Here is a 24,423-nt window from a genome sequence, read left to right as displayed (position 1 = left end):
GAACAAAAAAGAACGACGCACTGAACTTAAAACCTAACCGTTCACAACAGCGCGTCGTTGTGTGGGGTGCATTATAGAGAAATCTGAAATGAACGCAAGTGTTTTTTGTAAAAAATTTTAAAAAAGATCTTTTTTGCAGATATTTAATACAAAACGATCGTTTTATCATCAAGATTTCTGATATTTGTAAATTTATTTGTAAATTTATTTGTAAATTCGATCGCTTGCAAAAAAGATAAAAGACCATCTTTTAAAAAGATGGTCTTACATTTTTAGATCTGTACTATAGCAATAATGACTAAAATTGTAAACAATACAGATAGTCCATAGAAGATCACACTACCCGCTGGCGTATGAATTTTCAGATCGTGCAAACCGTGATGAATTCGGTGCATACCCGTCCACATTGGGAAAATCGCTAATACCATAATGATAAGTTTTCCGATCCAACTTTGTGCAAAAGCAATAATATTGTCTGGGGAAACTAAGCCAAACGGCAGTAATAAGCCAATAATAAAGATCACTACAGGGAAAAATAATGCACTTACCATACTGCCAGCACTGAATAATAGCCATACAGGTGGTTCATTTGAACGTTTTGGGTTTTGATCAAGACTCATTTTATTCCCCTTATTAAATATAAACTAAGATTAATGCAATTAAGCTAATCACACCAGTGGCTGCCCAAAGGATATTTCTGCCAACCGTATTCGGTAAGCGCTGCCCTTTTACAATCAGTGGCATTACCATTGGTGTCATCACATATAAAGTCGCAGCGTGATAAAGAATCGCACCAAGTGAGATAATATTTAGTACAACCACAAATGGATTTTGTAAGAAATCCACAAAGTCAGTTGCAAATGTGCCTTTGCTTAATGCAACTGCACCATAAAATAGTACGATACAGAACCAAACCGTTGGAAGACAGGTTGCCTCACGCACCATATACATTTTGTAGAAATCGAGTTTTTTCCACCAGCTCGCTTTCATTCCTCGAACATAAGGTCTACGTTTTGTCGCTGACATCTCTTCCTCCTATCTCGGTTTAATCATTGAGATAACATAATCTTTTGCACTTTCTAGCTTGCCTTGATTCACTGCTGAGGCCGGCCCAACGTGTTTCGGACAAACTTCTGAGCAGTAGCCCACGAAAGTACAACTCCATACCCCATTTTTGCTGCTGAGTAATTTCATTCGCTCTTCACGGCCATTATCACGGTTATCAAGATTATAACGATGAGCTAATGTAATTGCCGCAGGACCGATAAACTCAGGGTTTAAACCAAATTGTGGACAAGCCGCATAACATAAACCACAGTTAATACACATTGAGAATTGACGATATTTCTCTAACTGTGCTGGGGTTTGTTTAGTGCGTTGTCCTTCAGGGGCTTTGTTATCAATAATATAAGGTTTAATTGCCTCTAAACTATCGATGAAATGGCTTAAATCCACCACTAAATCACGCTCAATCGGGAAGTTAGCAAGCGGTTCAATTCGCATAAAGCCACTGTAATCACGCAAGAACGTTTTACACGCTAGTTTTGGTTTACCGTTTACCATCATACCACACGATCCGCAGATCGCCATACGACAAGACCAGCGATACGAAAGCTCTGGTTCTAACTCGTCTTTAATAAACCCAAGTGCATCTAATAGTGAAGTTTGGCTGTCATAAGGCACTTCATATCTATCTAAATGTGGCTCGCTATCTGACTCTGGGTTGTAGCGTAGCACTTCGATGGTCATTTTATCTAAATTTGCCATTTTACTGCTCCTTCTCTATTGTTGTGCTTGAGCTTCTGCTGCTTTTCTTGCTTTTTCTTGTGCTTCCGCTTCTGCACCGTACACACGTTTTTGTGGTTGTGATTTGGTAATTTTCACTTCACTGTATTTAATCGTTGGTGTACCATCTGCATTATAGAACGCCTGAGTATGTTTCAAGTAATTCACATCATCACGCTCAACATAGTCTAAACGTTGGTGTGCACCACGAGATTCTTTACGTTCCACCGCAGAGCAAGCAATAGATTGAGCAACATCTAAGATAAAGCCTAACTCAATTTTGTAGAGTAAATCGGTGTTAAATACACTTGATTTATCTTTAACGCTGATATTTTTATAACGCTCTTTTAACTCTTGGATCTTATTCACGGTTGCATCCATACTCTCTTGTGTACGGTAGATACCACAACCTTCTTCCATTGAATCGCCCATTTCATTACGAATTTGTGACCAAGATTCAGTACCTTCTTGGTTTGCCAATGCGTGTAAGCGAGCCACAATATCTTTTGCTTGAGCATCAATTTGTGGTTGGTTACGGGCAGTTACTTCTAATGCACGGCGAGCGGCGTTTTCACCCGCTACTTTACCAAACACCACTAATTCTGCGAGAGAGTTAGACCCTAAACGGTTTGCCCCGTGTAAGCCTGATGACGCGCATTCGCCCACCGCAAATAAGCCTTTAATTGAGGTTTCTGCATTCATATCCACTTCAATACCACCCATTGTGTAGTGAACAACAGGGCGAACAGGAATCGGCGCTTTAGCCGGATCGACCCCTTCATAGGCTTTCGCTAATTCACAAATAAACGGTAAACGCTCAAGTAAATATTTTTCGCCGAGATGACGTAAATCTAAGTGAACCACATCAACACCTTTTGCGGTTTTTAAGGTGTTGCCTTTACGCCATTCTTGCCAGAACGCTTGAGATACTTTATCACGAGGACCTAGCTCCATATATTTGTTTTCCGGTTTGCCGATTGGCGTTTCAGGCCCTAAGCCATAATCTTGTAAGTAACGGTAGCCATCTTTATTCACTAAGATACCACCCTCACCACGACAGCCTTCAGTCATCAAGATACCCGTATTCGGCAATCCTGTTGGGTGATATTGAACGAACTCCATATCACGCAAAGCCACACCGTGACGATATGCCATTGATAAACCGTCGCCCGTTACAATACCGCCGTTCGTGTTGAAACGATAAGTACGGCAGCCACCCCCCGTTGCAATCACAACCGCATTTGCGTTGATTTGAACAAGCGTACCTTCCATCATATTCATTGCCACACAGCCACGAGCTTCGCCGTTGTCGGTTAAAATATCTAACACGAAATGTTCATCAAAGCGAACAATATTCGGATATTTAATCGAAGTTTGGAACAAAGTGTGTAAGATGTGGAAGCCTGTTTTATCGGCGGCGAACCAAGTACGCTCAATTTTCATACCACCGAAACGGCGAACGTTTACTTCGCCATCTTCACGACGGCTCCAAGGGCAACCCCAACGCTCCAACTGTGTCATTTCAATAGGAGAATGCTCAACAAAATACTCCACAATATCTTGTTCACATAACCAGTCGCCACCGCCTACGGTGTCGTTAAAGTGATTGTCAAAAGAATCCGTATCTTTAATGACCGCTGCCGAGCCACCTTCTGCCGCCACCGTGTGGCTACGCATTGGGTAAACTTTTGAAATTAAAGCAATTTTCAGATTTGGATTTGCTTCAGCCGCTGCAATAGCAGCACGCAAGCCGCCACCACCAGCACCGATAATAGCCACATCAAAATTAACACTTTGCATAATGCACTCCGAAAGTTAAAAAACTTATTCATTAAAAGTGATGATATTGTGCCACTATTTAATCAATCAGATAAGCTGATTTTACAAATTTTTAACATAAAAAGTGTAATTTTGTGATCTACCTCAAAAAAGGTAACGAGCACAATGAAGGTATTGAGAATGGCTCTTAATTGGAGAGTAATAGAGAAAAAATTTCTAATGTTTTAAATGAGAAAATTTAATTTGTTGCATAAAAGTTAAAAAACCTGCTTTATTTTTTCTTGATCAGCAACTAGGGTAATACGCTTTTTTAAGCTAAAATAGCGGTACATTTTCAAGCGGTCATTTTTTATGAATAATTTACAACTCGATAACATTGATTGGCAACCAACTGCTACTATCCCTCACCTTATCCAACGCTCAAAAATTATTGCTGAACTGCGAAAATTCTTTACAGAACGTGGCGTTTTAGAAGTTGAAACGCCGATTTTAAGTGAATTTTCAGTAACAGATGTTCATCTTTCAACATTCAGCACTCAATTCTTATCGCCATTTAGCAGTGAGGCAAAAACACTCCATTTGATGACAAGCCCTGAATATCATATGAAGCGTTTGCTCGCTGCGGGCAGCGGACCGATTTTCCAGCTTTGCAAAGTGTTTCGTAATGAAGAAGCAGGCAAATACCACAATCCTGAATTTACAATGTTGGAATGGTATCGTCCACATTTTGATATGTATCGCCTCATCAATGAAGTGGATGATTTACTGCAACAGATTTTAGACTGCGAACCGGCAGAATCCTTTAGCTATCAATTTGTATTCCAAACCCACGTTGGGTTAGATCCGCTTTCTGCCACCAAAACTCAATTAGTCGAAAAAGCGAGAAAGTACGGTTTGCAATGTGAAGATGATGAAAACCGAGATACGCTACTCCAATTTTTATTCAGCGAAGTAGTTGAACCGAATATTGGGCAAGATCGCCCAACTGCGGTTTATCACTTTCCTTCCGCCCAAGCTGCGTTAGCACAAATCAGCTCGGAAGATCACCGTGTTGCTGAGCGTTTTGAGTTTTATTACAAAGGATTAGAACTCTGTAATGGCTTCCACGAATTAGACGATGCAAACGAGCAAATCCATCGCTTTGAACAAGACAATATTCAGCGTGAAAAAATGGGGCTTGAGCCACAGCAACTCGATGTGCGTTTTCTGGCTGCACTTAAAGCAGGCTTTCCAAACTGTTCGGGGGTCGCACTTGGGGTAGATCGTTTATTAATGCTTGTGATGAATGCGGAAAAAATTGAAGAGGTTATTTCATTTAGCGTCGAAAAAGCCTAATTTCTTATAGCATATTATTATTTGCAATTTGCAAAAAAATCAACAAATATGACCGCTTGTACACACTCTTTTAGGAAAGCAAAATGAATATTTCAGGCAAATTACAAGGTTGGCATTACGCTCTGTTATGTTATTTAACGTGGGGGACGTTTCCGATCTATTGGTATCCGATTAATCAATCGGGAATGCCTGCAGAGCAGATTTTAGCTCAACGAGTGGTTTGGTCTGCGGTTTTTGCTATTATTCTATTGCTGATTTTCCAACAAGGGCGGGCGGTAATCAATGCTTTTAAACAGCCTAAAGTGCTGGGGATCTTCTGTCTTTCTTCTTTTATGATTGGGGTAAACTGGCTGGTTTATTTGTGGGCGATTACAAACGAACATATTTTAGATGCCAGTCTCGGCTATTTTATCAACCCGATTTTAAATGTCTTTGTGGGCTATATCGTATTAAAAGAGCGATACACTAAAGCTCAACTGCTCTCTGTTGTCTTTGCTATTGCAGGTATTCTATGGCTGGCAATTCCTGCCAGGCAAGTGCCGTGGGTGGCACTCATTTTAGCTGCCAGTTTCTGCATTTATGGTTTGATCCGCAAACTTGCCCCAATGGAGCCGTTATCAGGCTTAGCTCTTGAAACCTTGCTGATGTCGCCTTTTGCAATTGCCTATCTATGCTTTTGTTATAACCAAAACAATTTAGTATTTAGCGAACTCAATAGTTTACAAATGACGGTACTGCTCTGCTCAGGTGCGGCTACCACTATTCCGTTACTATGGTTTGCAATGGGGGCGAAACGCATTTCGATGTCGTTACTCGGTATGTTGCAATACATCTCGCCTTCATTGCAATTTTTATGCGGTGTGCTGATTTTTAATGAAAAACTCTCCGCCGAACGTTCGGTTGGCTATATTTTAGTATGGATTGGCGTTGCCATCTTCTTACTGAGTATGAAAAAAGCCAGAGCCAAAGCTCAACAATAATAAAGGGAACAGCTTAAATATTCCGTTTCGGTAAACCTAAGGCGGCAAAACCGAGTATAGGTAAATAAGCACAGACGTTAAAAATGGTGTCCAAGCCATATTCATCAGCAAAAAAACCTAACACGGCGGCACTTAAGCCGCCAATACCAAACATTAATCCAAACATTGTGCCTGAAATTAATCCAACTCTACCCGGCACCGCTTCTTGAGCGTAAACCACCATTGCCGAGAAAGCTGATGACATAATAAAGCCAGCAGAAATCGCACACACAATCGTCCAAAATAGATCGGCGTGGGGCAGCAATAACGCAAAAGGTGCCATTCCTAAGAAAGAGAACCAAATGACTGCGTTTCCCCCAATCTTATCGCCAATCGGCCCTCCCGCAAAAGTACCTACTGCCACCGCCCCTAAAAAGACAAACAAGTAAAGCTGTGCGGTTGCCATATTTAGCTGGAATTTCTCCATTAAATAGAAAGTGAAATAGTTACTGAGGCTGGCGATATAAATAAACTTCGCCAGCATTAATAACGCGATAATTAACAAGGCTCTGGCTAATAATTTGCCGTGCAAGCGTTGTTGAATATGACCTGATGAAACAACAAGCGACTTAGCCTCATATTTCACCCAACGGCTCACTTTATATAAAATCCACAAGGCTAATAATACAAAGGCAACCACCCAAATTACCGCATTTTGTCCTAACGGCACAATAAACAATGCTACCAAGAGCGGTCCTAACGCCGAGCCACTATTTCCACCTACTTGGAAAAGCGACTGTGCTGTACCAAATTTACCGCCCGATGCCATTCGAGCTACCCGAGAAGCTTCAGGGTGAAAAATAGCAGAACCAATCCCCATTAACGCCGCTGCTATCAATAACACACCAAAATTCGGCGAAAAGGCGAGTAAAATCACAGAAAGCAGAGTAATCAGCATACTGACAGGCAATAAATTCGGTTTTGGGTATTTATCGGTATAAAGCCCAATACCCGGTTGAATAATAGAGGCAGTAATTTGGTAAATTAACGAAATCATACCAATTTGAGCAAAACTCAGTTGGTAATTCTCTTTAAGCATTGGGTAAATTGAGACCATCACCGCTTGAATTAAATCATTCAGCAAATGAGAAAGGGAGATCAGCAGTAAAATCGGCAGAACCATTTTTTGAGCATTATGTTGTGTGTGCATTGTCTTGTTTTTATAAATAAAAATATTCTACTCACAAATAATGAATCTGCAAACCTTATCAACACACCATTTTTAATTTTTGGCTTTACTAACAAGCAGAAAAAATTACGAACGATTATTGTGAGTAAATATCAACCATTTCTTATAAAATTATCTTATTACTCATTTTGTTTAATTTGTAATCTTTATGGTATTTTGATATATTTGGGTACTTTAATAACAACTATACGAGGAATATACCATTGGATTTCTTTAAAAAATTGCAGGCAGGTAGCACCTTTAAAGCTCCCATATTTCTTCCTAGCTTAATTTTCGTTAGCTTTGTTGCAATATTCTGTATCGTTTTCCCACAACAAGCTCAGCTTTCACTTGACACTATTAAAAATATCCTTTTTGCAAATTTTAGTTGGTTTTATATTTTTGCAGGATCGGTATTTTTTCTATTTCTGATTTTTCTTTCATTCAGCCGTTTGGGCGATATCAAATTAGGGGCAGATACTGATGAGCCTGAGTTTGGTTTTGGCTCTTGGATTGCGATGTTATTCGCCGCAGGTATGGGGATCGGGTTAATGTACTTCGGTGTTGCAGAACCTGTTTTGCATTATCTCAAACCTGTCTACGAAAACCTGAGTGAATCGGAAAGAATGAAGGAAGCAATGATGACTACCTTCTACCATTGGGGGATTCACGCTTGGGCAATCTATGGTGTAATTGCTCTTGCTCTTGCTTACTTCGGATTTAGATATAAATTATCGCTAACTGTTCGTTCTGGTTTTTATCCTTTATTAAAACACCGTATTTCAGGTTTTTGGGGACACTTGATTGATATTATAGCCCTTTGTAGCACTATTTTTGGTCTAACAACTACACTTGGTTTTGGGGTTATGCAAGTCAGTGCAGGCTTTAATAGCTTAGGGCTAATCGAAAACAGTAATTTCGGTGTACTTATGGTGATTGTCCTTGTTGCAATGTCTCTCGCTGTATTCTCTGCTATCACAGGGGTTGGTAAAGGCGTTAAAATCTTAAGTGAAATCAACTTGACCTTAGCTGGATTATTACTCATTTTTGTTATTATTACAGGTCCAACATTATTCCTATTTTCAAGTTTAACCGAGAATTTAGGTTATTATTTTAGTTCATTATTAGAACTTAGTTTCCGTACATTCGCTTATGAGCCTGAACATCAAGGCTGGTTAAGTGGTTGGACCGTGCTTTATTGGGCATGGTGGGCTTCTTGGGCACCATTTGTCGGTTTATTTATTGCAAAAATCTCAAAAGGCAGAACCATTCGTGAGTTCATTTTAGGTGTATTGTTCGTACCATCACTGTTTAATATTTTATGGATGACCAGCTTTGGTAGCTCGGCAATTTGGTTCGATCAACAAACAGTTGGTGCATTAGCTGAGGTAAGCAGCAATACTGAACAACTGCTCTTTACATTCTTTGATCAACTACCATTCGGTACAATTGCCTCTTTCATTGCTGTTATTGTGATTTCCATATTCTTCATTACTTCAGCCGACTCAGGAATTTTTGTACTTAACAGCATTGCCTCACAAGGCGAAGAAAAAGCCCCAAAATGGCAAACGATTCTTTGGGGCGTGGTATTGGCGGTATTAGCCTTGTCGCTACTTTATTCGGGTGGATTATCATCTCTACAAACAATGACACTGATTATCGCTCTGCCATTTACTTTTATTATGCTGATTCTCTGCTTTGGCTTATGGAAAGGCTTAATGGTAGATAACCAATACTTCAACAAAAAATTCTCGCAAGGTAGTCAAAACTGGGCAGGTAAAGATTGGAAACAGCGTTTGGAGAAAATTATTAATCCAACCAAGCAACAAGATGTTCGCCACTTCTTTATTAAAGTTGCAAGACCTGCTTTCCTTGAATTAATTGATGAATTCGAAAGCTACGGTTTAACCGCAAAAATGAATTTTACCAATGAAAAAAATCCAAAATTGGAATTTGAAGTCGTAAAAGAAAACTTACGCAACTTCGTTTATGGTATTGAAAGCGTGCCTCGTCAATTATCTGATTTAGTGGTTGGTGATGAAAACTTACCAAATATCGAAGAAAACACCATTTATGAGCCGATCACCTACTTCCTAGATGGACGAGAAGGCTATGACGTGCAATATATGACGAAAGAAGAATTGATTGCTGATGTTCTACAACAGTATGAACGCTTTATCAATTTAGCAATGGATAACTCGCACAACTTAATGACGGCTGATGTCAATAATTTAGACTAAGCCTCCAATATTAAACAAGCGGTTAGATTTTCGGAAAATTTTGCAAATCCCGAGTAAAATCTAACCGCTTGTATTTTAATTCAACGTTATCACTTTTTGATTGATATTATTTTACCGCAGCAAAGGCTTGCTCCAAATCTTCAATAATATCGTCAATATGCTCTAGTCCAACACTTAAACGAATTAAATCGCTAGTTACTCCAGCTGTTTCTAACTCCTCATCTGTCATTTGACTATGCGTTGTTGTAGCAGGGTGACAAGCTAGAGACTTAGAATCTCCAATATTCACTAAGCGTAGCACTAATTTTAACGCATCAATAAATTTTGCACCTGCCTCTCGCCCGCCTTTAATACCAAAGCTCAATAATCCTGATGCTCGACCACCACAATCACGCTGAACCAACGAATATTGTGGTGCATTTGGTAGTGCTGGATAATTAACCCAGCTCACTTGAGGGTGTGCCTGCAAATATTCCGCTACTTTCAACGCATTTTGGCAGTGGCGTTCTAAACGTACCGCAAGACTCTCTAAACCTTGTTGGAAAATAAAAGCAGCAATAGGTGTCATCGCAGCCCCTGTATTACGCAAACCAACTACACGCACATATCCAATAAAGGCAGCAGCACCTAACGCATCTGCATAAACTACGCCGTTATAAGAAGGGTCTGGCTGAGTTAAAATAGGGAATCTTTCTGCTTGTGCTTTCCAGTCAAACTTACCACTATCAACAATACAGCCACCGATAGTTGTACCGTGCCCACCGATATATTTGGTCAAAGAATGTACAACAATATCTGCACCTAATTCAATTGGACGGCAAATCAACGGCGTTGCCACTGTGTTATCCACAACAAGTGGTACTCCAGCTTGATGAGTATATTTTGCAAATTGAGGTAAATCAGCGACATCAATAGTCGGGTTACAAATACTCTCACAAAATACTAATTTAGTTTTGCTATCAGAAACTTTTAAAATCTCTTCGGGTTTACTGAGATCAACAAAACGAACATCAACCCCTCTGCGTTTTAATGTTTGGGTAAAATAGGTAACAGTACCACCATAAATGCGGTTTGAGGAAATAATATTATCCCCAGCTTCGGTTAAAGTTTCGACTACATAAGAAATTGCAGCCATTCCACTTGCCGTTGCAACCGCACCAACACCTCCTTCTAATGCTGCCAAGCGTTCTTCTAATACATTCGTCGTTGGATTCATCAATCGTGTATAAATATTACCCGCTACTTTTAAACTAAATAAATCTGCACCATGCTGAGTATCATTAAATGCGTAACTTGTTGTTTGATAAATGGGTACTGCTACCGCATTGGTTGTCGGGTCAGTGTGAAAGCCTTTGTGTAATGCGATTGTTTCTGGTCTCATAAACCTTTCTCCTTTTGTATAGTTCTTATACAAAAATATAACAATATTTCCTGAATCGAACAAGTTTCACTCTGATGAAATTAATTCAAACTCAATATGAATGAAACTAAACGAATAACTTTCTGTAGTAAATTAGATAAAAATTTGCAAAATTTCCCGAAAATCTAACCGCTTGTATGTTAAAGCCAACGCCTTACTTGGCGTGCGTAATCTAAATAACGCTGTCCAAATTTTTGGGTAAGGATTTGTTCTTCAGGCTGAATTTGAAAATGGGTAATGAGCCAAATAAAGAGTGGTGGAATAATCCACGCAAAAATAGAACCAAGCCACAACGCCCACGCAATTAAACCTAAAAGCAAGGAAAGGTACATTGGGTTTCGGCTTTTGCGATAAATCCCCCAATCCACCAACTGAATAGTATTTTGTGGCTGAAAAGGGCTTGAGGTTGTTTTTGCTTTTCTTATCGTAATTATTGCTGATATAGCAATGAGTAATCCTATGACCACAATTACCATTGCTAACATCAATATCACGGAATGTTGATAATTGGGTAAATAGGCAGGCAGAAGCCGTGCAATCCACCACATTAACGCTGCACAAAGGAGAAACCAAACGGGCGGCGGTATTTTCAATTTCAGCATTTATTCCGCCGCTCTGAAATCTTTCTTGCGAATACCTAAGGTAATAATGGCTACAAAATAACTACCTGCTGCTAAAATCATCAACCAAACCAACCAATAGATTTTCTGCCAGAGTGTCATTAACGCCCAAAGCTCGATCTCTGGAGTGAAATACGCCAATAATGCCCCCATCACACAAGCGGAAATCAACAGTTTTAGCACAAAAATAAGGGTTGTTCGACTTACTTTATAATAACCGCTTTTTGTAAGATGGAAGTAAAGCAAACTCACATTCACCAAGGCTGAACAAGCCGATGCCAATGCCAAGCCGATATAGCCCAAAAATGGAGCAAATGCCAAGCCGAAAAAGATATTGCTGATAGCGGCAATAATCCCCACTTTCACAGGTGTTTTAGTATTTTGGTTCGCATAGAAGCCATTTGCCAGCACGCTAATTAACATATAGCTGTTCAAGCCCAAACACATTACATAAAGCGGATAAGAGGTTGCCAGCACATCTTCAAAACCAAATTTGCCTCGCATAAACATTGTCATAATAATGGGTTGAGCCAGCACTGCCATACCAATCATTGCAGGAATACCAAGCAACAACACCATACGAACGCCCCAATCCATTGTGTTTTGGAAGTTTTCGCCGCGTTGTAATTCGGTGAGATCTTTATTTTTGGCAATGCGAGAAAGACTTGGTAACACCACAGTAGAAATTGCAATGCCAAATAAGCCAAGTGGAAACTCAATTAAACGATCGGCATAATACATCCAGCTAATTGAACCTGTAATCAAAAATGACGCAATCACTTGGTTGAGCAATAAATTTAATTGGGTAACTGAAACACCAAATAAGGCTGGAATCATTAATTTACGGACTTTGGTTACGCCCTCATCTTTCCACGCCCATTTTGGTTTAACCAGCAATCCTTCCTTTTTCATAAACGGAATTTGGAATAAGAATTGCAGCAATCCGCCTAAAAATACCCCCCACGCAAGGGCAACATCGGGCGAATCAAAATAATCTTTGCCGAGCAACGCCACACCAATAATGGCCACATTCAGCAGCACAGGCGAAAATGCCATTACCCCGAACTTCCCGATAGTATTAAGCACCGCTCCAGACAATGCCACAAAGGTAATAAACCACAAATAAGGGAAAGTAATTTTTAGCAAAAAGGAGGCTTGAGTGAATTTTTCTGCATTCGGGCCATCATAAAGCCAATCTAAAAACCAGCCTGTACCGAACAAAGCAGCCACTACAGGCGAGGCAATCATTGCCACAAGGGTAACAATGGTAACTAAGCCGCCCAATGTACCCGATACTTTTGCGATAAACTCTCTCGTTTTATTTGGGTCGTTATCGGCGTTATATTCCGCCAGCACGGGAACAAAGGCTTTTGAAAACGCCCCTTCGGCGAATAAACGGCGAAGAAAATTCGGAATACGGTTTGCGAATAAGAAAATATCGGCACTTACGCCTGTACCTAGCAAAGTGGCTACCACAATGTCTCGAATTAACCCTAAAACGCGTGAAATTAGGGTCATAAAGCTCACGATCATTCCTGATCTTAAAAGTTTTTTGCTCATAACATTAATAATTTTAAGGACGGGTCCTGTGCCAGTCCGAAAACATAGAAACAAAGGGCAGGCACGGGACCTGCCCCTACATCATAAATCAACATATTTTTGTAAAAAATACTAAAAATCAGACCGCTTGTTGTGCGATCCTAAAAATCGATCATAATTTTAGCAGTTTGTTATAGGAAAATCAGAAAAAAACTGTTAAAATCTCGCCCTATCGTTTTCTATCAGAAAAACGGTGTTATTTTCAAGCACGTGTCTCGTTGAAAATGAATTAAAAACTATCGATAGGCAATATAAACCAAAACGGTTTATATCTAATTTTTACACAGATATTTTAGGAGTTTGACCTTGGCTAATATCAAGTCAGCAAAAAAACGTGCGGTTCAATCTGAAAAACGCCGCCAACACAACGCAAGCCAACGCTCAATGATGCGTACATTCATCAAAAAAGTATATGCAGCAGTAGCAACAAACGATAAAGCAGCAGCTCAAGCCGCTTTCGTTGAAATGCAAAAAGTTGTAGACCGTATGGCGTCTAAAAACTTAATCCACGCTAACAAAGCAGCTAACCACAAATCTAAATTAGCAGCACAAATCAAAAAATTAGCGTAATATCGAATAGATATGAAAAACCGACTAGCAATAGTCGGTTTTTTCGTTTTTAGCGTAAAGAAAACCTAAAAAGCAAAGGGCGATTTTAGTTAAATCTAAAATCGCCCTATCTTAAATCAGCAAATTATTTTTTCAGTAAATCACGGATTTCAGTTAATAATTTCTCTTCAGCTGAAGGCTCTGCTGGTTTTTCAGGTTCTTCAACAGGGGCTTTTTTCAATGAATTCAGCATTTTTACCATACCGAATACTGCAAGAGCAATGATTAAGAAATCAAATACGTTTTGGATAAAAGCACCGTATTTTAACGTTACCGCTTCGGCTTCGCCTTGTGCTTCTTTTAATACGATAGCTAAATCTTTGAAATCTACCCCACCGATTAACATACCAATTGGTGGCATAATGATGTCATTTACTAATGATGAAACGATTTTACCGAATGCACCACCGATGATTACACCGACAGCCATATCCACAACATTACCTTTTACCGCAAATTCATGGAATTCTTTTAAAATACTCATTGGGCTTTCCTTTAATTTATAAGGGAGAACAAATAATCTACACCGAGATCGAAAGTGGCAAATTATAATCTAAATTAAAATTTATACAACCGCTAAATCGGTTTGATTTAGATCATTGTTAAATTAACTGATCGCTTAATTTTTTGCCGAATTCTTCCACCTGTTGCCAGTTTGTATATTCATACTCTTTGCTGGTGTCTGTTTCGCCTTTGGTAATTTTCATAATAAAACGAATCATCACACGGTCGAACGTCTTATAACGTGGGTAGAACAACGCCCCTGCAATCACCTCAGCGTGGTTAGGCTGCCATTTCACTTTGGCTAGAAACTTACGCACATAGGTATTGGTTTCTGGTGTATTTCTATTTTCTTTGCGAGCGGTAAGGTTCACTCCATAAAAAGCGGTTTTCTTTTGATTTAACGCCACATAGTGCTGTTCTACAAACTGATAAACCAACGGACTAAAATGCCCATATCGAATAGAAGCGCCAATCACAATTTGATCGGCATTTGCAATTTTTTCAGCAAAATTGACCGCTTGATCTTTTAGCGAAATCAGCTCAACCTCGTGCGTAATCGTTTCTGCCAATCGTTCAGCAATCTTTTTTGTTTGACCATCGGTCGTAAAATAGAGAATTAAGGTTTTCATTAGTCTTTCCAAAATACAGGGCTTAAAATAACCAGCAAGGTAAATACTTCTAAACGTCCACACACCATTGCAAACGTGAGCACCAATTTTGCACTGTCCGGCACTTGGGTAAAGTTACTGCTCACATTACCTAATGCAGGGCCTAAGTTGTTGAGTGTAGCAATTACCGCATTTAACGCATCGAAAGTTTCCATTCCGCACGCAATTGAGCCAAGCCAGCAGATCACAAATACAAAGAAATATGCCGAGAAAAACGCCCAAATGCCATCAACCACTCGTTCTGATAAAACGTGTTTACCTAATTTGATGGGCTGAATTACATTAGGGTGAATATAGCGGTGGATTTCTCGCTTACTTTGTAAATAAAGCAATAACACACGGATTACTTTCAAACCTCCACCTGTTGAGCCGGCACAACCGCCAATAAAAGAAGCCAGCACTAACAAGGTCGGTAAAAATGAAGACCATTGGCTGAAATCATTAGTGGTAAAGCCTGCAGTGGTCGAAATTGAAACGGATTGGAATAACGCCTGTGTAATCGTTACCGATGTATTATCAAAATAGTTATACGCCATTAGCACCAGCGTACAAATTAAAAACAACCCCAATTGCACCATTAAGAAGAAGCGAAATTCATAGTCACCCCAATAAAGACGGCTGAGAATGTCCCCTCGTTTTCTGGATTGCTTATCACGCAAGCGGTCAATTACTGCAAAATGTAAGGCGAAGTTACAGGCAGAAAGCAGTAAGAAAAAGACAGTAATATAGTTGATCGCAGGGCTGTTGAAGTAGCCGATGCTTGCATCGTGGGTGGAAAATCCGCCAATCGAAACTGTTGAGAAACTATGCGAAATGGCATCAAAGGCACTCATTCCAGCCAGCCAAAAAGCGAAAGCACATAATAAGGTTAAACTTAAATAAATCATCCACAAGGCTTTAGCCGTTTCAGCAATACGAGGTCGCATTTTTTGTTCTTTGAGCGGGCCGGGCATTTCTGCACGGTAGAGCTGCATTCCGCCAATACCCAGTAATGGAATAATTGCCACCGCTAATACGATGATCCCCATTCCACCGAGCCATTGTAAAAATTGGCGGTAGAACAAAATCGCTTTCGGCAGAGTATCTAGCCCTGTAATTACGGTTGCCCCTGTGGTGGTTAAACCAGAAAAGGATTCAAAAATCGACTCTGCCACATTGAGATCAGGATTTTCTAAAATAATGAACGGCACAGCCCCTAATAGCCCCAGTACAACCCAGAATAAGACCACAATCAAAAAGCCTTCTCGGGAGCGTAGCTCATTTTTATTATGGCGACAAAACCACCAAAGCAGTGTACCAACCACAAAATTCAGCACAAAGGCTTCTAAAAAGGCTCGCCCACCGCCATCACCATAAATCAGGGCAACTGTTGCCGGCACAAGCATTGTGAATGAAAAGCACATCACTAAAATGCCAACAATGCGAATAATAGAAAAAAATTGCATAAATTAGGTATCTTCTTTAATTAAGGTCAGTTTGCCCGAAAAACGCTGGGTTAGCTCATCAGAAAATGGCTCAAACTCTGTTGGGTTGAAAGCGAGTAGCAAATCCACTTTTTCTCCAAAATGTTGTTCTACAATATCAATATCTCGCCCGTTTATCATATGTGAAAGAGTGTTAAAATGCTCATATTCACACTGCAAGCGGTAGTTTTTTCGCAAAACTTTGCGAATTCGCTCTAACTGCAATAATGCCTGTTGAACGCCATTACCATAGGCTTTTACCAAGCCCCCCGAGCCAAGCTGAATACCGCCATAATATCGCACCACAACGGCGGTAATTTCGCCCAAGCCTGAACCTAATAAGTAATTAAGCATTGGCTTACCTGCCGTGCCAGAGGGTTCGCCATCATCAGAAAAGCCGTACTGCTGGGAATCATTCGGCGTGCCTGCCACCGTTGCCCAACACCAATGGCGAGCGTGCGGATGCTGCATTTTCAGCTCTTGCCAAAACGCCTTCGCCTGCTCCATTCCTTCCGTATGTCGGAGATAGGTAATAAAGCGGCTTTTTTTGATCTCTTCTTCAAAAATAGTATCCGCTTTGGGGATAAAAAATTCCATTGTTTACTTCTCTTAATATTAACCTTGCAATAATACCACACTAAAGCCACTTTTTATTTATGCGGTTTAGTGGTTTAATAGGGTTTAGCACAGCTAAAATATTTAACTCTCTATCTAGTCCCCCTCTTTAGCAAAGAGGGGAGATACTTCACCTGTGTCTTACACAATGAAGTTATTCCATAACCTTTTGATTACTACTTTTAAGAACTTAACAATGTCAAAACTCAATATTATATTCGCCGGCACACCTGATTTTGCCGCTCAACATTTACAAGCCTTGCTTGATTCTGAACACAATGTGATCGCCGTTTATACCCAGCCTGATAAACCCGCTGGGCGAGGTAAAAAATTACAAGCAAGCCCTGTGAAACAGCTAGCGGAAGCTCATAACATTCCCGTTTATCAGCCAAAATCTCTTCGTAAAGAAGAGGCGCAAGCAGAACTGAAAGCCTTAAATTCCGATGTAATGGTGGTGGTCGCTTACGGTTTAATTTTACCTGAAGCGGTGCTAAATGCCTCTAAATATGGCTGCTTAAATGTTCACGGTTCACTTTTACCACGTTGGCGTGGGGCTGCCCCAATTCAGCGTTCAATTTGGGCAGGCGATACAGAAACGGGCGTAACCATTATGCAAATGGACGTAGGCTTAGACACAGGTGATATGCTACATAAAGTTACTACACCGATTGAGCCAAACGAAACCTCTGCTTCGCTTTATGCCAAACTGGCAGAGCTTGCTCCACCTGCATTACTTTACGTATTAAACGGCTTAGAAACCCAAACATTTAAAGCTGAAAAGCAAGACGAAAACCAATCCAACTATGCGGAAAAATTATCAAAAGAAGAGGCGAAATTAGATTGGAATTTATCGGCTGCTCAATTAGAGAGAAATATCCGTGCTTTCACCCCTTGGCCAATCAGTTTTTTAACGCTAGAGGTGGAAGGTGTTGAGCAAAGTATTAAAGTTTACCAAGCCACTGTTTTACCTCATCAAAACAAACCTGTAGGTACAATTTTAAGCGTAGATAAAACAGGTATTCAAATTGCCACCCAAGAGGGCGTGCTGAACATCACTCAACTGCAACCAGCCGGGAAAAAACCGATGTCGGTACAAGATTTCCTTAATGGTAGAGCAGATTGGTTTATAGTTGGGAAAATTCTGTAATCTGTCAGAGAGTATCCTCCATCGAAATATTATAACGGGCGAATGTTATTCGCCCTTACAAACACATACACACTATGCAAACACTACATATTTCAAATGCCTTATTTTCGCTCCAAAAACAGCAAAAATTAACAGTAGAAAATCTGACTATCCAACCACACAATTTCTGGGTGGTAATGGGCGGAAACGGTTCGGGTAAAACAGCCTTTTCCCTTGCTTTACAAGGCAAGCTCTCGCTCTATTCAGGAGAATATGAAAACAGCTTTCAGAATATTCAACTGCTTTCTTTTGAACAGCAGCAAAAAATTATTGAGCAGATTTTCAAAGATCGTAACAACGACACTATCTCGCCCGATGACTTCGGCTTAACCGCTCGCCAAGTGATTTTAAATGGCAGTGATAAAGCCACATTATGTGAAGAATATGCAGAAAAGCTGCACATTCAGCACTTGCTAGATCGCCCATTTATTCATCTCTCTACGGGCGAAAGCCGCAAAGTGCTATTTTGCCAAATGTTAGTTAGTGAGCCTGATTTATTAATTTTAGATGAGCCTTTCGAGGGGTTAGATCAGCAATCGGTACAATATTGGACGCAATTAATTTCCGACCTGCCCGCCAAAATGGCGTTAGTGCTGATTGTAAACCGCTTCAATGATATTCCCGATGCGGCTGATCATATTGCGTTATTGGATAACTTATCGCTCATTCTTCAAGGAAAACGGGCTGAAATTGAACAACAAGCGGTCTATTCTCAGCTAAAATTTGCAGAAGAGAATGTCAATGTGCCACTGCCTGAAAGTGCCGCTCCGCTTGTTTCTCTGGCTGAACATATCAATCCGTTTGAGTTGGAAAACGTGAATATCCAATATGGCGACAAGAAAATTTTAGATAATCTGAGTTGGACGGTTCAGCCTAAACAACATTGGTGGATTAAAGGCCCGAATGGAGCAGGTAAATCAACCTTACTTTCGATTATTACAGGCGATCACCCACAATCTTATGCCAATAAAGTGCGACTATTTGGTCGCCAGCGTGGTACAGGCGAAACCATTTGGGATATTAAGAAAAACATCGGTTATGTAAGCAGCCAATTACATATGGATTATCGGGTAAACTGCTCAGCAATGGACGTAATTCTCTCGGGCTTTTTTGACAGTATCGGCGTTTATCAACAAGTACCCAACGCCCTAAAATTAAAAGCGATGGAATGGTTGGAACGTTTAAACCTAGCAACATTTGCTAAAAAACCGTTCCGTTCACTTTCGTGGGGGCAACAACGCTTACTACTGATTACCCGAGCAATGGTAAAACACCCGCCCATTTTGATTTTAGATGAACCACTGCAAGGCTTAGATGGCGTGAATCGCAAGCTAGTAAAACAATTTATCGAGCAATTAGTCACCAATAGCCAAACCCAACTGCTGTTTGTTTCACACCAAGATAGCGATGCTCCGAATTGCATTACGCATTTGTTTGAGTTTGTGCCGAAGGGGGAAACCAATGAATTTGGGTATGAGTACCAACAAACGGAACTGGGAGCATAAATGAATTTTCTGGCTCACTCTCTAATTTCACTTGAAATTGATGCAAAAGCCAATCAACAAACCTTATATGGCAATTTTTCCGGCGATTTTTATAAAGGCTTAATTCAAAATCTCAATTTAGCCGATGATTTAAAAAGCGGTGTTGTATTACACCGCTTGATTGATAAAATTTGCGACAGGCAAGATAGTGTAACGACTAGATTGCTTCGAGAGAACTTTGGGCTTTATAAAGGTATTGTGTCAGATATTATAATTGATCACTTTTTGGCTAAACATTTTCAATCCTTATTTGGCAAAGAGCTGAATGCTATTCAAAGAGACATCTTTCAACGCATCAATCAACATCAAGCAATTTTTCCTGAAAACTTCATCCCAATGTTTAATTGGCTGACATCTCGCAATGCGTTAAGTAGTTATACAGATTTGAATTTCTTAGAAAGAGTATTCTTGGGAATGTCATCACGAGTGAAGAAAGGAGAGATTTTGAGAAATGCCATAACCGAAATTCGGCAAAATTATACTCTTTTAGAAGAAGCCGCTATTCAGGAGTTTTTTACGGTAAAAGAAAGGGTTATTCGAGAGTTTGGCTGAATACTTTAGCCATTAACTCGGATATCCTTGAATTTATCGCCCTTTTCTCTTATCCTGTCTGATAATAATTCTCAAACATTATGTTTTTATGCCAACAATGCTTTCTCCTCAACAAATAGCTAAAAAACAGCGAACCATCGAAAAGAAACGCAGTTTTTTATTACTCTTTTTCTTACTTATTTGTTTACTCAGCCTCATTTTCGATATTATGACCGGGCCTTCCCTGCTGCCGTTTAATGAAGTTTGGAAAGCTTTATTCCAATTAGGCGAAATTGAAGAAACCACCAAAGTGATTGTCTATGAGCTACGTTTACCAATGGCGATAATGGCATTGGTGGTTGGAGCTGCACTTGGTGTTGGCGGAGCTGAAATTCAAACCCTGCTTAATAACCCAATGGCAAGCCCTTATACGCTGGGTTTAGCGGCTGCTGCGGGCTTTGGGGCTTCAATTGTGATTGCCTTTGGTGGCTTTGGTTTACCAACCAAAATTGCTGTACCCATCGGGGCTTTTGTGATGACACTTTTCTCCTCTGCCATTTTATTTGCCTTCTCCTCTTTAGGACGTTTTAGCTCGGCAATATTAGTGCTGGTAGGAATTGCCTTATTGTTTTTATTTCAGTCTTTACTGTCATTGGTGCAATTTATTTCTGCACCTGAGATATCCCAACAAATTCTGTTTTGGCTATTCGGTAATTTAACTAAAGCTACTTGGCAGACTATCTCAATTGCCTTTGGCGTAACTACAGTCTGTATTTTATTGTTACTTAAAGATGCGTGGAAGCTCACCGCCCTGCGTTTGGGCGAAGCCAGAGCATTAAGTTTAGGCATTAACTTAACCTGGTTACGAATGAAAACCTTGCTGATTGTGTCTGTGATGACCGCAACTTGCATCAGTTTTGTGGGCATTATCGGTTTTATTGGCTTAGTTGCTCCGCATATTGCTCGAATGTTATTGGGTGAAGATCAGCGTTTTTTCCTGCCCGGTTCAATGTTAGTGGGTGCGGCATTTCTCTCGATGTCCTCCGTGCTATCAAAAAGCCTTGTGCCGGGTGCATTATTTCCGGTCGGTATCATTACAGCGTTAGTTGGTGTACCGTTCTTTTTCTGGATTGTATTAGCTAAACGATAAGGATTTTCTATGCTCAACTTAAACGATGTGACTATTAAGCGTGGAAACTTAGTGGTGGCTGATAAAATCAATCTACATTTTAAACAAGGCAAAATCTATACTTTGCTTGGCCCAAATGGCGCGGGGAAATCCTCTCTCCTTAAAACATTGTTTGGGGAAATTGCTCATCAAGGCACAATTGATTTTGATGGTAATAAATTAACCTCAAGCCACTTGCATAGTTGGCGTAAGCAAATTGGCTATATGCCACAAGATACACAGGTGGAAGCCTCACTCAGTGCTTTAGAGGTCATTTTATTAGGTCAGCTTGATAGTCTAAATATGTATATTAGCGATGAGTTACTCAATGAAGCCGTTGATATTATGGATAAACTCGGCATTTCACATTTAGCTCATCAAGATATTATGCGACTAAGTGGCGGGCAACGGCAGATGGTGATGTTCGCCCAAGTATTGCTGCGTAAACCCCATATTCTACTGCTTGATGAGCCTGTAAGTGCGTTAGATATGTATCATCAAATCAACTTACTTGAATATGTGAACGCATACACTCGAGCCAATAACTTAATCACTATTATGGTACTCCACGATTTAAGCCTTGCGGCTCAATTTTCTGATAGCGTGCTATTATTAAGCGAGGGGAAAATTCAAGCACAAGGTAGAGCTTGTGATGTGTTGGAATGCGAGCTAATTAAGCGGTTGTATAATGTTAATATTGAGATTTTATATGATGGCAACGGCTCTCCGATTATCCGCCCATTAAGAAAATGTTTAAATATTGATTGCTGTTTGAATCGCAAATAGTCAGAGAAAATACAAGCGGTCATTTTGCAGATTTATTTTGCAAAATGACCGCTTGTTGTTTTTATTTCAGTTGAATAAAGAATGTGCCTGTTGGCGTAATTGGTAAGTAATTTTTATGAAAATCTGAATACGTCTTTTCAGGATCGATATCTTTAAACAATTCAGGATAAAGTGCTTTTGCCATAAATTGAGCACTCGCCAAATCTGAAATTGAGCGAGATGCTGTATGATATAAACCATAAACACGCCCCGATTTTACCGCTGGCAACTCTTTCCAACCTGTACGCTCCATAAAGCCTTTCAAACGTTTTTGAGCATCAGCTTCTTCAATATTAATTCCCATCGACATAATCTCAGGGTTTGTATCATTACCTAATTCCGTACCTGAAATCATAATTACCTCTGGTTTAGAGACTAACACTTGCTCAGGGTTAATTTGCCCCCAGTTTTCCACAAACGGAGCACTAATATTATCGCCTCGCACTGTTTCAGCAATCGCTCCCCACATATTTTTACCAAAGGTAAAACTATGCTCTTTCGGCCCTTTGTTGCCAAACTCAACATAAAGTTTTGGTTTTGCTAATTTTACGTTATCAATACGGCTCTGAATATCAGTAATGCCTTCTTCATACTCTTTGGCAATTTTTTCGGCTCGTTCTTCAGTACCTGCAAGCTGACCAAAAACTCTTACACTTTTTGTGTGATTTTCAACAGTTTGCTTGTTGAAATCTACTACTACAACAGGAATACCAGCTTGCTCAATGCGAGGAATTTCACTGGCTAAGGCTTGATATTGAATTTCAGGTAGCACTAACACATCAGGTTTTAATGCAATGGTTTTTTCTGTTGAGAAAGTACCACTATTCACATAGCCAAGATCCGCGATATTTTTTAGATTTGGCATTTTTTCTGCAAATAATGCCCAACTGCCCGGGTTGAATTTTTCCCAAAACTCACGGGAAATGCCTATTACATTATCGAAATTTTCAGCACCAGTTACCGCAATATAGTCAGGATAATAGAAAGTTAGTGCAACACGTTTAGCAGGCACATCAACCTTTACCTCACGCCCTAATATATCAGTAATGGTTTTGATTTCAGCATTGGCACTTGCACCAAATGCGAGTAATGTGGCAGCAAAGGCACTATTTAATAGTAATTTTTTCATTGGAACTCCAGCCAAAAAGAAATGGAAAGTTGAATTGTAACTGTCTATAACAAATAGTCAATGAAAATAATTCGCAACAACAGATTTATACTATCTTGTCTCTTTTGGAAGGATAAATCAGAAGAAGTTACAAGCGGTTCTTTTCAGCTGAATTTTTGCAAATAAAAAGGGAGAACAGACTTGCTCTCCCTTTTGTTTAATATTCGAAATTTATTTAACTAACTCACCTTTCGCTTGTAAGTCAGCGTGGTAAGAAGATCGGACAAACGGTCCGCAAGCTGCGTGTTCAAAGCCCATTTTTTCGGCCTCTTCACGGAACATATCAAACTCCGCCGGTGGCACATAGCGTTCTACTTTTAAGTGGTGGCGGCTTGGTTGTAAATATTGACCGATAGTCAGCATTGTTACACCGTGATCACGTAAGTCTTGCATTACTTCTAAAATTTCTTCGTTCGTTTCACCAAGCCCTACCATTAAGCCTGATTTAGTTGGAATATCCGGAAATTCTTCTTTGAAGGTTTTAAGCAATGTCAGCGACCATTGATAATCCGCACCCGGGCGAACTTCACGATATAAACGTGGTACATTCTCTAAATTGTGGTTAAACACATCAGGTGGATTTTCTTTTAAAATAGCGACCGCTTGTTCCACACGTCCACGAAAGTCCGGCACAAGAATTTCCACTTTGCAATTTGGATTTAAGGCTTTGATTTCACGCACTGTTGCCGAGAAATGGGCGGCACCACGGTCCGGCAAATCATCACGATCCACAGAGGTAATTACCACATATTTGAGTTTCATATCCTGAACGGTTTCTGCTACTTTGCGTGGTTCTTCAGGATCAAGCGGAAGTGGCTTGCCGTGTGCCACATCACAGAACGGACAACGGCGGGTGCAAATTGCCCCCATAATCATAAAGGTTGCCGTGCCGTGATTAAAACATTCGTGTAAGTTTGGGCAAGAAGCCTCTTCACACACTGAGTGTAAACCGTGGCGGCGCATACCATTTTTAATGCTATCAATTTTTACCGAGTTTGCCGGCAATTTGATCTTCATCCATTCCGGTTTTTTAAGTAGTTCTTGGTCTGGATCGATATTTCTAACTTGAATTACTGAGGTTTTAGCGGCATCACGATATTTCACCCCTTTTTCCATTTTAAAAGGGCTCATTTTTTTTGCCGAAACTTGAGCTGTAGCCGTAACCATTAAAATCTAT

General features: G+C 40.1%; 23 protein-coding genes. 9 read left to right on the top strand and 14 right to left on the bottom strand.

Annotated elements, in window-relative coordinates; translation table 11 throughout:
• Positions 1-272: 272 nt before the first annotated feature.
• Genes frdD through frdA form a run of 4 tightly spaced genes read right to left on the bottom strand, consistent with a single transcriptional unit; the run spans position 273 to position 3,585 of the window.
• Positions 273-620 carry a fumarate reductase subunit FrdD gene (frdD, locus tag ACERCF_RS08755; protein ID WP_373611876.1) on the bottom strand — a complete coding sequence of 116 codons (348 nt, stop codon included), beginning with the start codon at positions 618-620 and terminating at the stop codon, positions 273-275.
• A 13-nt stretch (positions 621-633) separates the two neighbouring features.
• Positions 634-1,026 (bottom strand): fumarate reductase subunit FrdC, encoded by a 393-nt coding sequence (gene frdC / locus ACERCF_RS08750; protein WP_373611877.1) that lies wholly within the window; start codon positions 1,024-1,026, stop codon positions 634-636.
• A gap of 9 nt (positions 1,027-1,035) precedes the next feature.
• On the bottom strand, positions 1,036-1,767 hold the full coding sequence (locus ACERCF_RS08745; RefSeq protein ID WP_373611878.1) for a succinate dehydrogenase/fumarate reductase iron-sulfur subunit: 732 nt from the start codon (positions 1,765-1,767) through the stop codon (positions 1,036-1,038).
• A gap of 15 nt (positions 1,768-1,782) precedes the next feature.
• The gene (gene frdA, locus ACERCF_RS08740; RefSeq protein ID WP_373611879.1) at positions 1,783-3,585 is read right to left on the bottom strand and encodes a fumarate reductase (quinol) flavoprotein subunit; all 1,803 of its coding nucleotides are present in this window, start codon (positions 3,583-3,585) and stop codon (positions 1,783-1,785) included.
• Between the two features lie 330 nt (positions 3,586-3,915).
• Here frdA and epmA point away from each other — a divergent pair, with 330 nt between their 5' ends.
• Both epmA and rarD read left to right on the top strand, forming a co-directional pair.
• Entirely contained in the window at positions 3,916-4,899 is a 984-nt protein-coding gene (gene epmA, locus ACERCF_RS08735) for an elongation factor P--(R)-beta-lysine ligase (protein ID WP_373625342.1), read from the top strand.
• Positions 4,900-4,982: 83 nt separating this feature from the next.
• Complete coding sequence (gene rarD / locus ACERCF_RS08730; RefSeq protein WP_373625341.1) at positions 4,983-5,879, top strand: EamA family transporter RarD; 897 nt, start codon at positions 4,983-4,985, stop codon at positions 5,877-5,879.
• Between the two features lie 13 nt (positions 5,880-5,892).
• On the opposite strand, the gene ACERCF_RS08725 is transcribed toward rarD, so the two are convergent.
• Complete coding sequence (locus ACERCF_RS08725; protein ID WP_373625340.1) at positions 5,893-7,068, bottom strand: MFS transporter; 1,176 nt, start codon at positions 7,066-7,068, stop codon at positions 5,893-5,895.
• Positions 7,069-7,310: 242 nt separating this feature from the next.
• Between ACERCF_RS08725 and ACERCF_RS08720 the strand changes: the two genes are divergently transcribed.
• The gene (locus tag ACERCF_RS08720; RefSeq protein ID WP_373611883.1) at positions 7,311-9,326 is read left to right on the top strand and encodes a BCCT family transporter; all 2,016 of its coding nucleotides are present in this window, start codon (positions 7,311-7,313) and stop codon (positions 9,324-9,326) included.
• Between the two features lie 106 nt (positions 9,327-9,432).
• On the opposite strand, the gene ACERCF_RS08715 is transcribed toward ACERCF_RS08720, so the two are convergent.
• The 3 genes from ACERCF_RS08715 to murJ form a co-directional block, all read right to left on the bottom strand.
• Entirely contained in the window at positions 9,433-10,707 is a 1,275-nt protein-coding gene (locus ACERCF_RS08715; protein ID WP_373625339.1) for an O-acetylhomoserine aminocarboxypropyltransferase/cysteine synthase family protein, read from the bottom strand.
• Between the two features lie 179 nt (positions 10,708-10,886).
• A complete protein-coding gene (locus ACERCF_RS08710) occupies positions 10,887-11,348 on the bottom strand; it encodes a methyltransferase family protein (RefSeq protein WP_373611885.1) in 462 nt (153 codons plus the stop codon).
• A complete protein-coding gene (gene murJ, locus ACERCF_RS08705; RefSeq protein ID WP_373611886.1) occupies positions 11,349-12,926 on the bottom strand; it encodes a murein biosynthesis integral membrane protein MurJ in 1,578 nt (525 codons plus the stop codon). It abuts the gene before it with no gap.
• A gap of 345 nt (positions 12,927-13,271) precedes the next feature.
• Between murJ and rpsT the strand changes: the two genes are divergently transcribed.
• Positions 13,272-13,535, top strand: coding sequence for a 30S ribosomal protein S20 (rpsT, locus tag ACERCF_RS08700; RefSeq protein WP_373625338.1), 264 nt, complete (start codon positions 13,272-13,274; stop codon positions 13,533-13,535).
• A 124-nt stretch (positions 13,536-13,659) separates the two neighbouring features.
• Here rpsT and mscL read toward each other — a convergent pair whose 3' ends face one another.
• The 4 genes from mscL to ACERCF_RS08680 form a co-directional block, all read right to left on the bottom strand.
• Complete coding sequence (gene mscL / locus ACERCF_RS08695) at positions 13,660-14,058, bottom strand: large-conductance mechanosensitive channel protein MscL (protein ID WP_373625337.1); 399 nt, start codon at positions 14,056-14,058, stop codon at positions 13,660-13,662.
• A gap of 118 nt (positions 14,059-14,176) precedes the next feature.
• A complete protein-coding gene (hemG, locus tag ACERCF_RS08690; protein WP_373625336.1) occupies positions 14,177-14,707 on the bottom strand; it encodes a menaquinone-dependent protoporphyrinogen IX dehydrogenase in 531 nt (176 codons plus the stop codon).
• Positions 14,707-16,191: a TrkH family potassium uptake protein gene (locus tag ACERCF_RS08685; RefSeq protein ID WP_373625335.1), complete on the bottom strand. Its 1,485-nt coding sequence runs from the start codon at positions 16,189-16,191 to the stop codon at positions 14,707-14,709. Before ACERCF_RS08685 ends, hemG begins: the two co-directional genes overlap by 1 nt.
• A gap of 3 nt (positions 16,192-16,194) precedes the next feature.
• The gene (locus ACERCF_RS08680) at positions 16,195-16,806 is read right to left on the bottom strand and encodes a YigZ family protein (protein WP_373625334.1); all 612 of its coding nucleotides are present in this window, start codon (positions 16,804-16,806) and stop codon (positions 16,195-16,197) included.
• 214 nt (positions 16,807-17,020) lie between these two features.
• Here ACERCF_RS08680 and fmt point away from each other — a divergent pair, with 214 nt between their 5' ends.
• The 5 genes from fmt (at position 17,021) to ACERCF_RS08655 (ending at position 22,039) form a co-directional block, all read left to right on the top strand.
• Positions 17,021-17,971 (top strand): methionyl-tRNA formyltransferase, encoded by a 951-nt coding sequence (gene fmt / locus ACERCF_RS08675; protein WP_373625333.1) that lies wholly within the window; start codon positions 17,021-17,023, stop codon positions 17,969-17,971.
• Positions 17,972-18,045: 74 nt separating this feature from the next.
• Positions 18,046-19,515 carry a molybdate ABC transporter ATP-binding protein ModF gene (gene modF / locus ACERCF_RS08670; RefSeq protein WP_373625332.1) on the top strand — a complete coding sequence of 490 codons (1,470 nt, stop codon included), beginning with the start codon at positions 18,046-18,048 and terminating at the stop codon, positions 19,513-19,515.
• Positions 19,516-20,106 carry an acyl carrier protein phosphodiesterase gene (locus ACERCF_RS08665; protein ID WP_373625331.1) on the top strand — a complete coding sequence of 197 codons (591 nt, stop codon included), beginning with the start codon at positions 19,516-19,518 and terminating at the stop codon, positions 20,104-20,106.
• 88 nt (positions 20,107-20,194) lie between these two features.
• Positions 20,195-21,235 carry a FecCD family ABC transporter permease gene (locus tag ACERCF_RS08660; RefSeq protein ID WP_373625330.1) on the top strand — a complete coding sequence of 347 codons (1,041 nt, stop codon included), beginning with the start codon at positions 20,195-20,197 and terminating at the stop codon, positions 21,233-21,235.
• 9 nt (positions 21,236-21,244) lie between these two features.
• Complete coding sequence (locus tag ACERCF_RS08655; protein ID WP_373611899.1) at positions 21,245-22,039, top strand: ABC transporter ATP-binding protein; 795 nt, start codon at positions 21,245-21,247, stop codon at positions 22,037-22,039.
• A gap of 61 nt (positions 22,040-22,100) precedes the next feature.
• Here the strand turns inward: ACERCF_RS08655 and ACERCF_RS08650 are convergent, their stop codons facing one another.
• Both ACERCF_RS08650 and lipA read right to left on the bottom strand, forming a co-directional pair.
• Complete coding sequence (locus ACERCF_RS08650; protein WP_373611901.1) at positions 22,101-23,207, bottom strand: ABC transporter substrate-binding protein; 1,107 nt, start codon at positions 23,205-23,207, stop codon at positions 22,101-22,103.
• A 210-nt stretch (positions 23,208-23,417) separates the two neighbouring features.
• Complete coding sequence (gene lipA, locus ACERCF_RS08645; protein ID WP_373625329.1) at positions 23,418-24,413, bottom strand: lipoyl synthase; 996 nt, start codon at positions 24,411-24,413, stop codon at positions 23,418-23,420.
• Between the last annotated feature and the right edge of the window lie 10 nt (positions 24,414-24,423).

The organism is Mannheimia kashgarensis (genome assembly GCF_041807705.1).
Taxonomy (GTDB): Bacteria; Pseudomonadota; Gammaproteobacteria; order Enterobacterales; family Pasteurellaceae; genus Mannheimia.
This window is presented reverse-complemented; position numbering and strand designations above follow the sequence as displayed.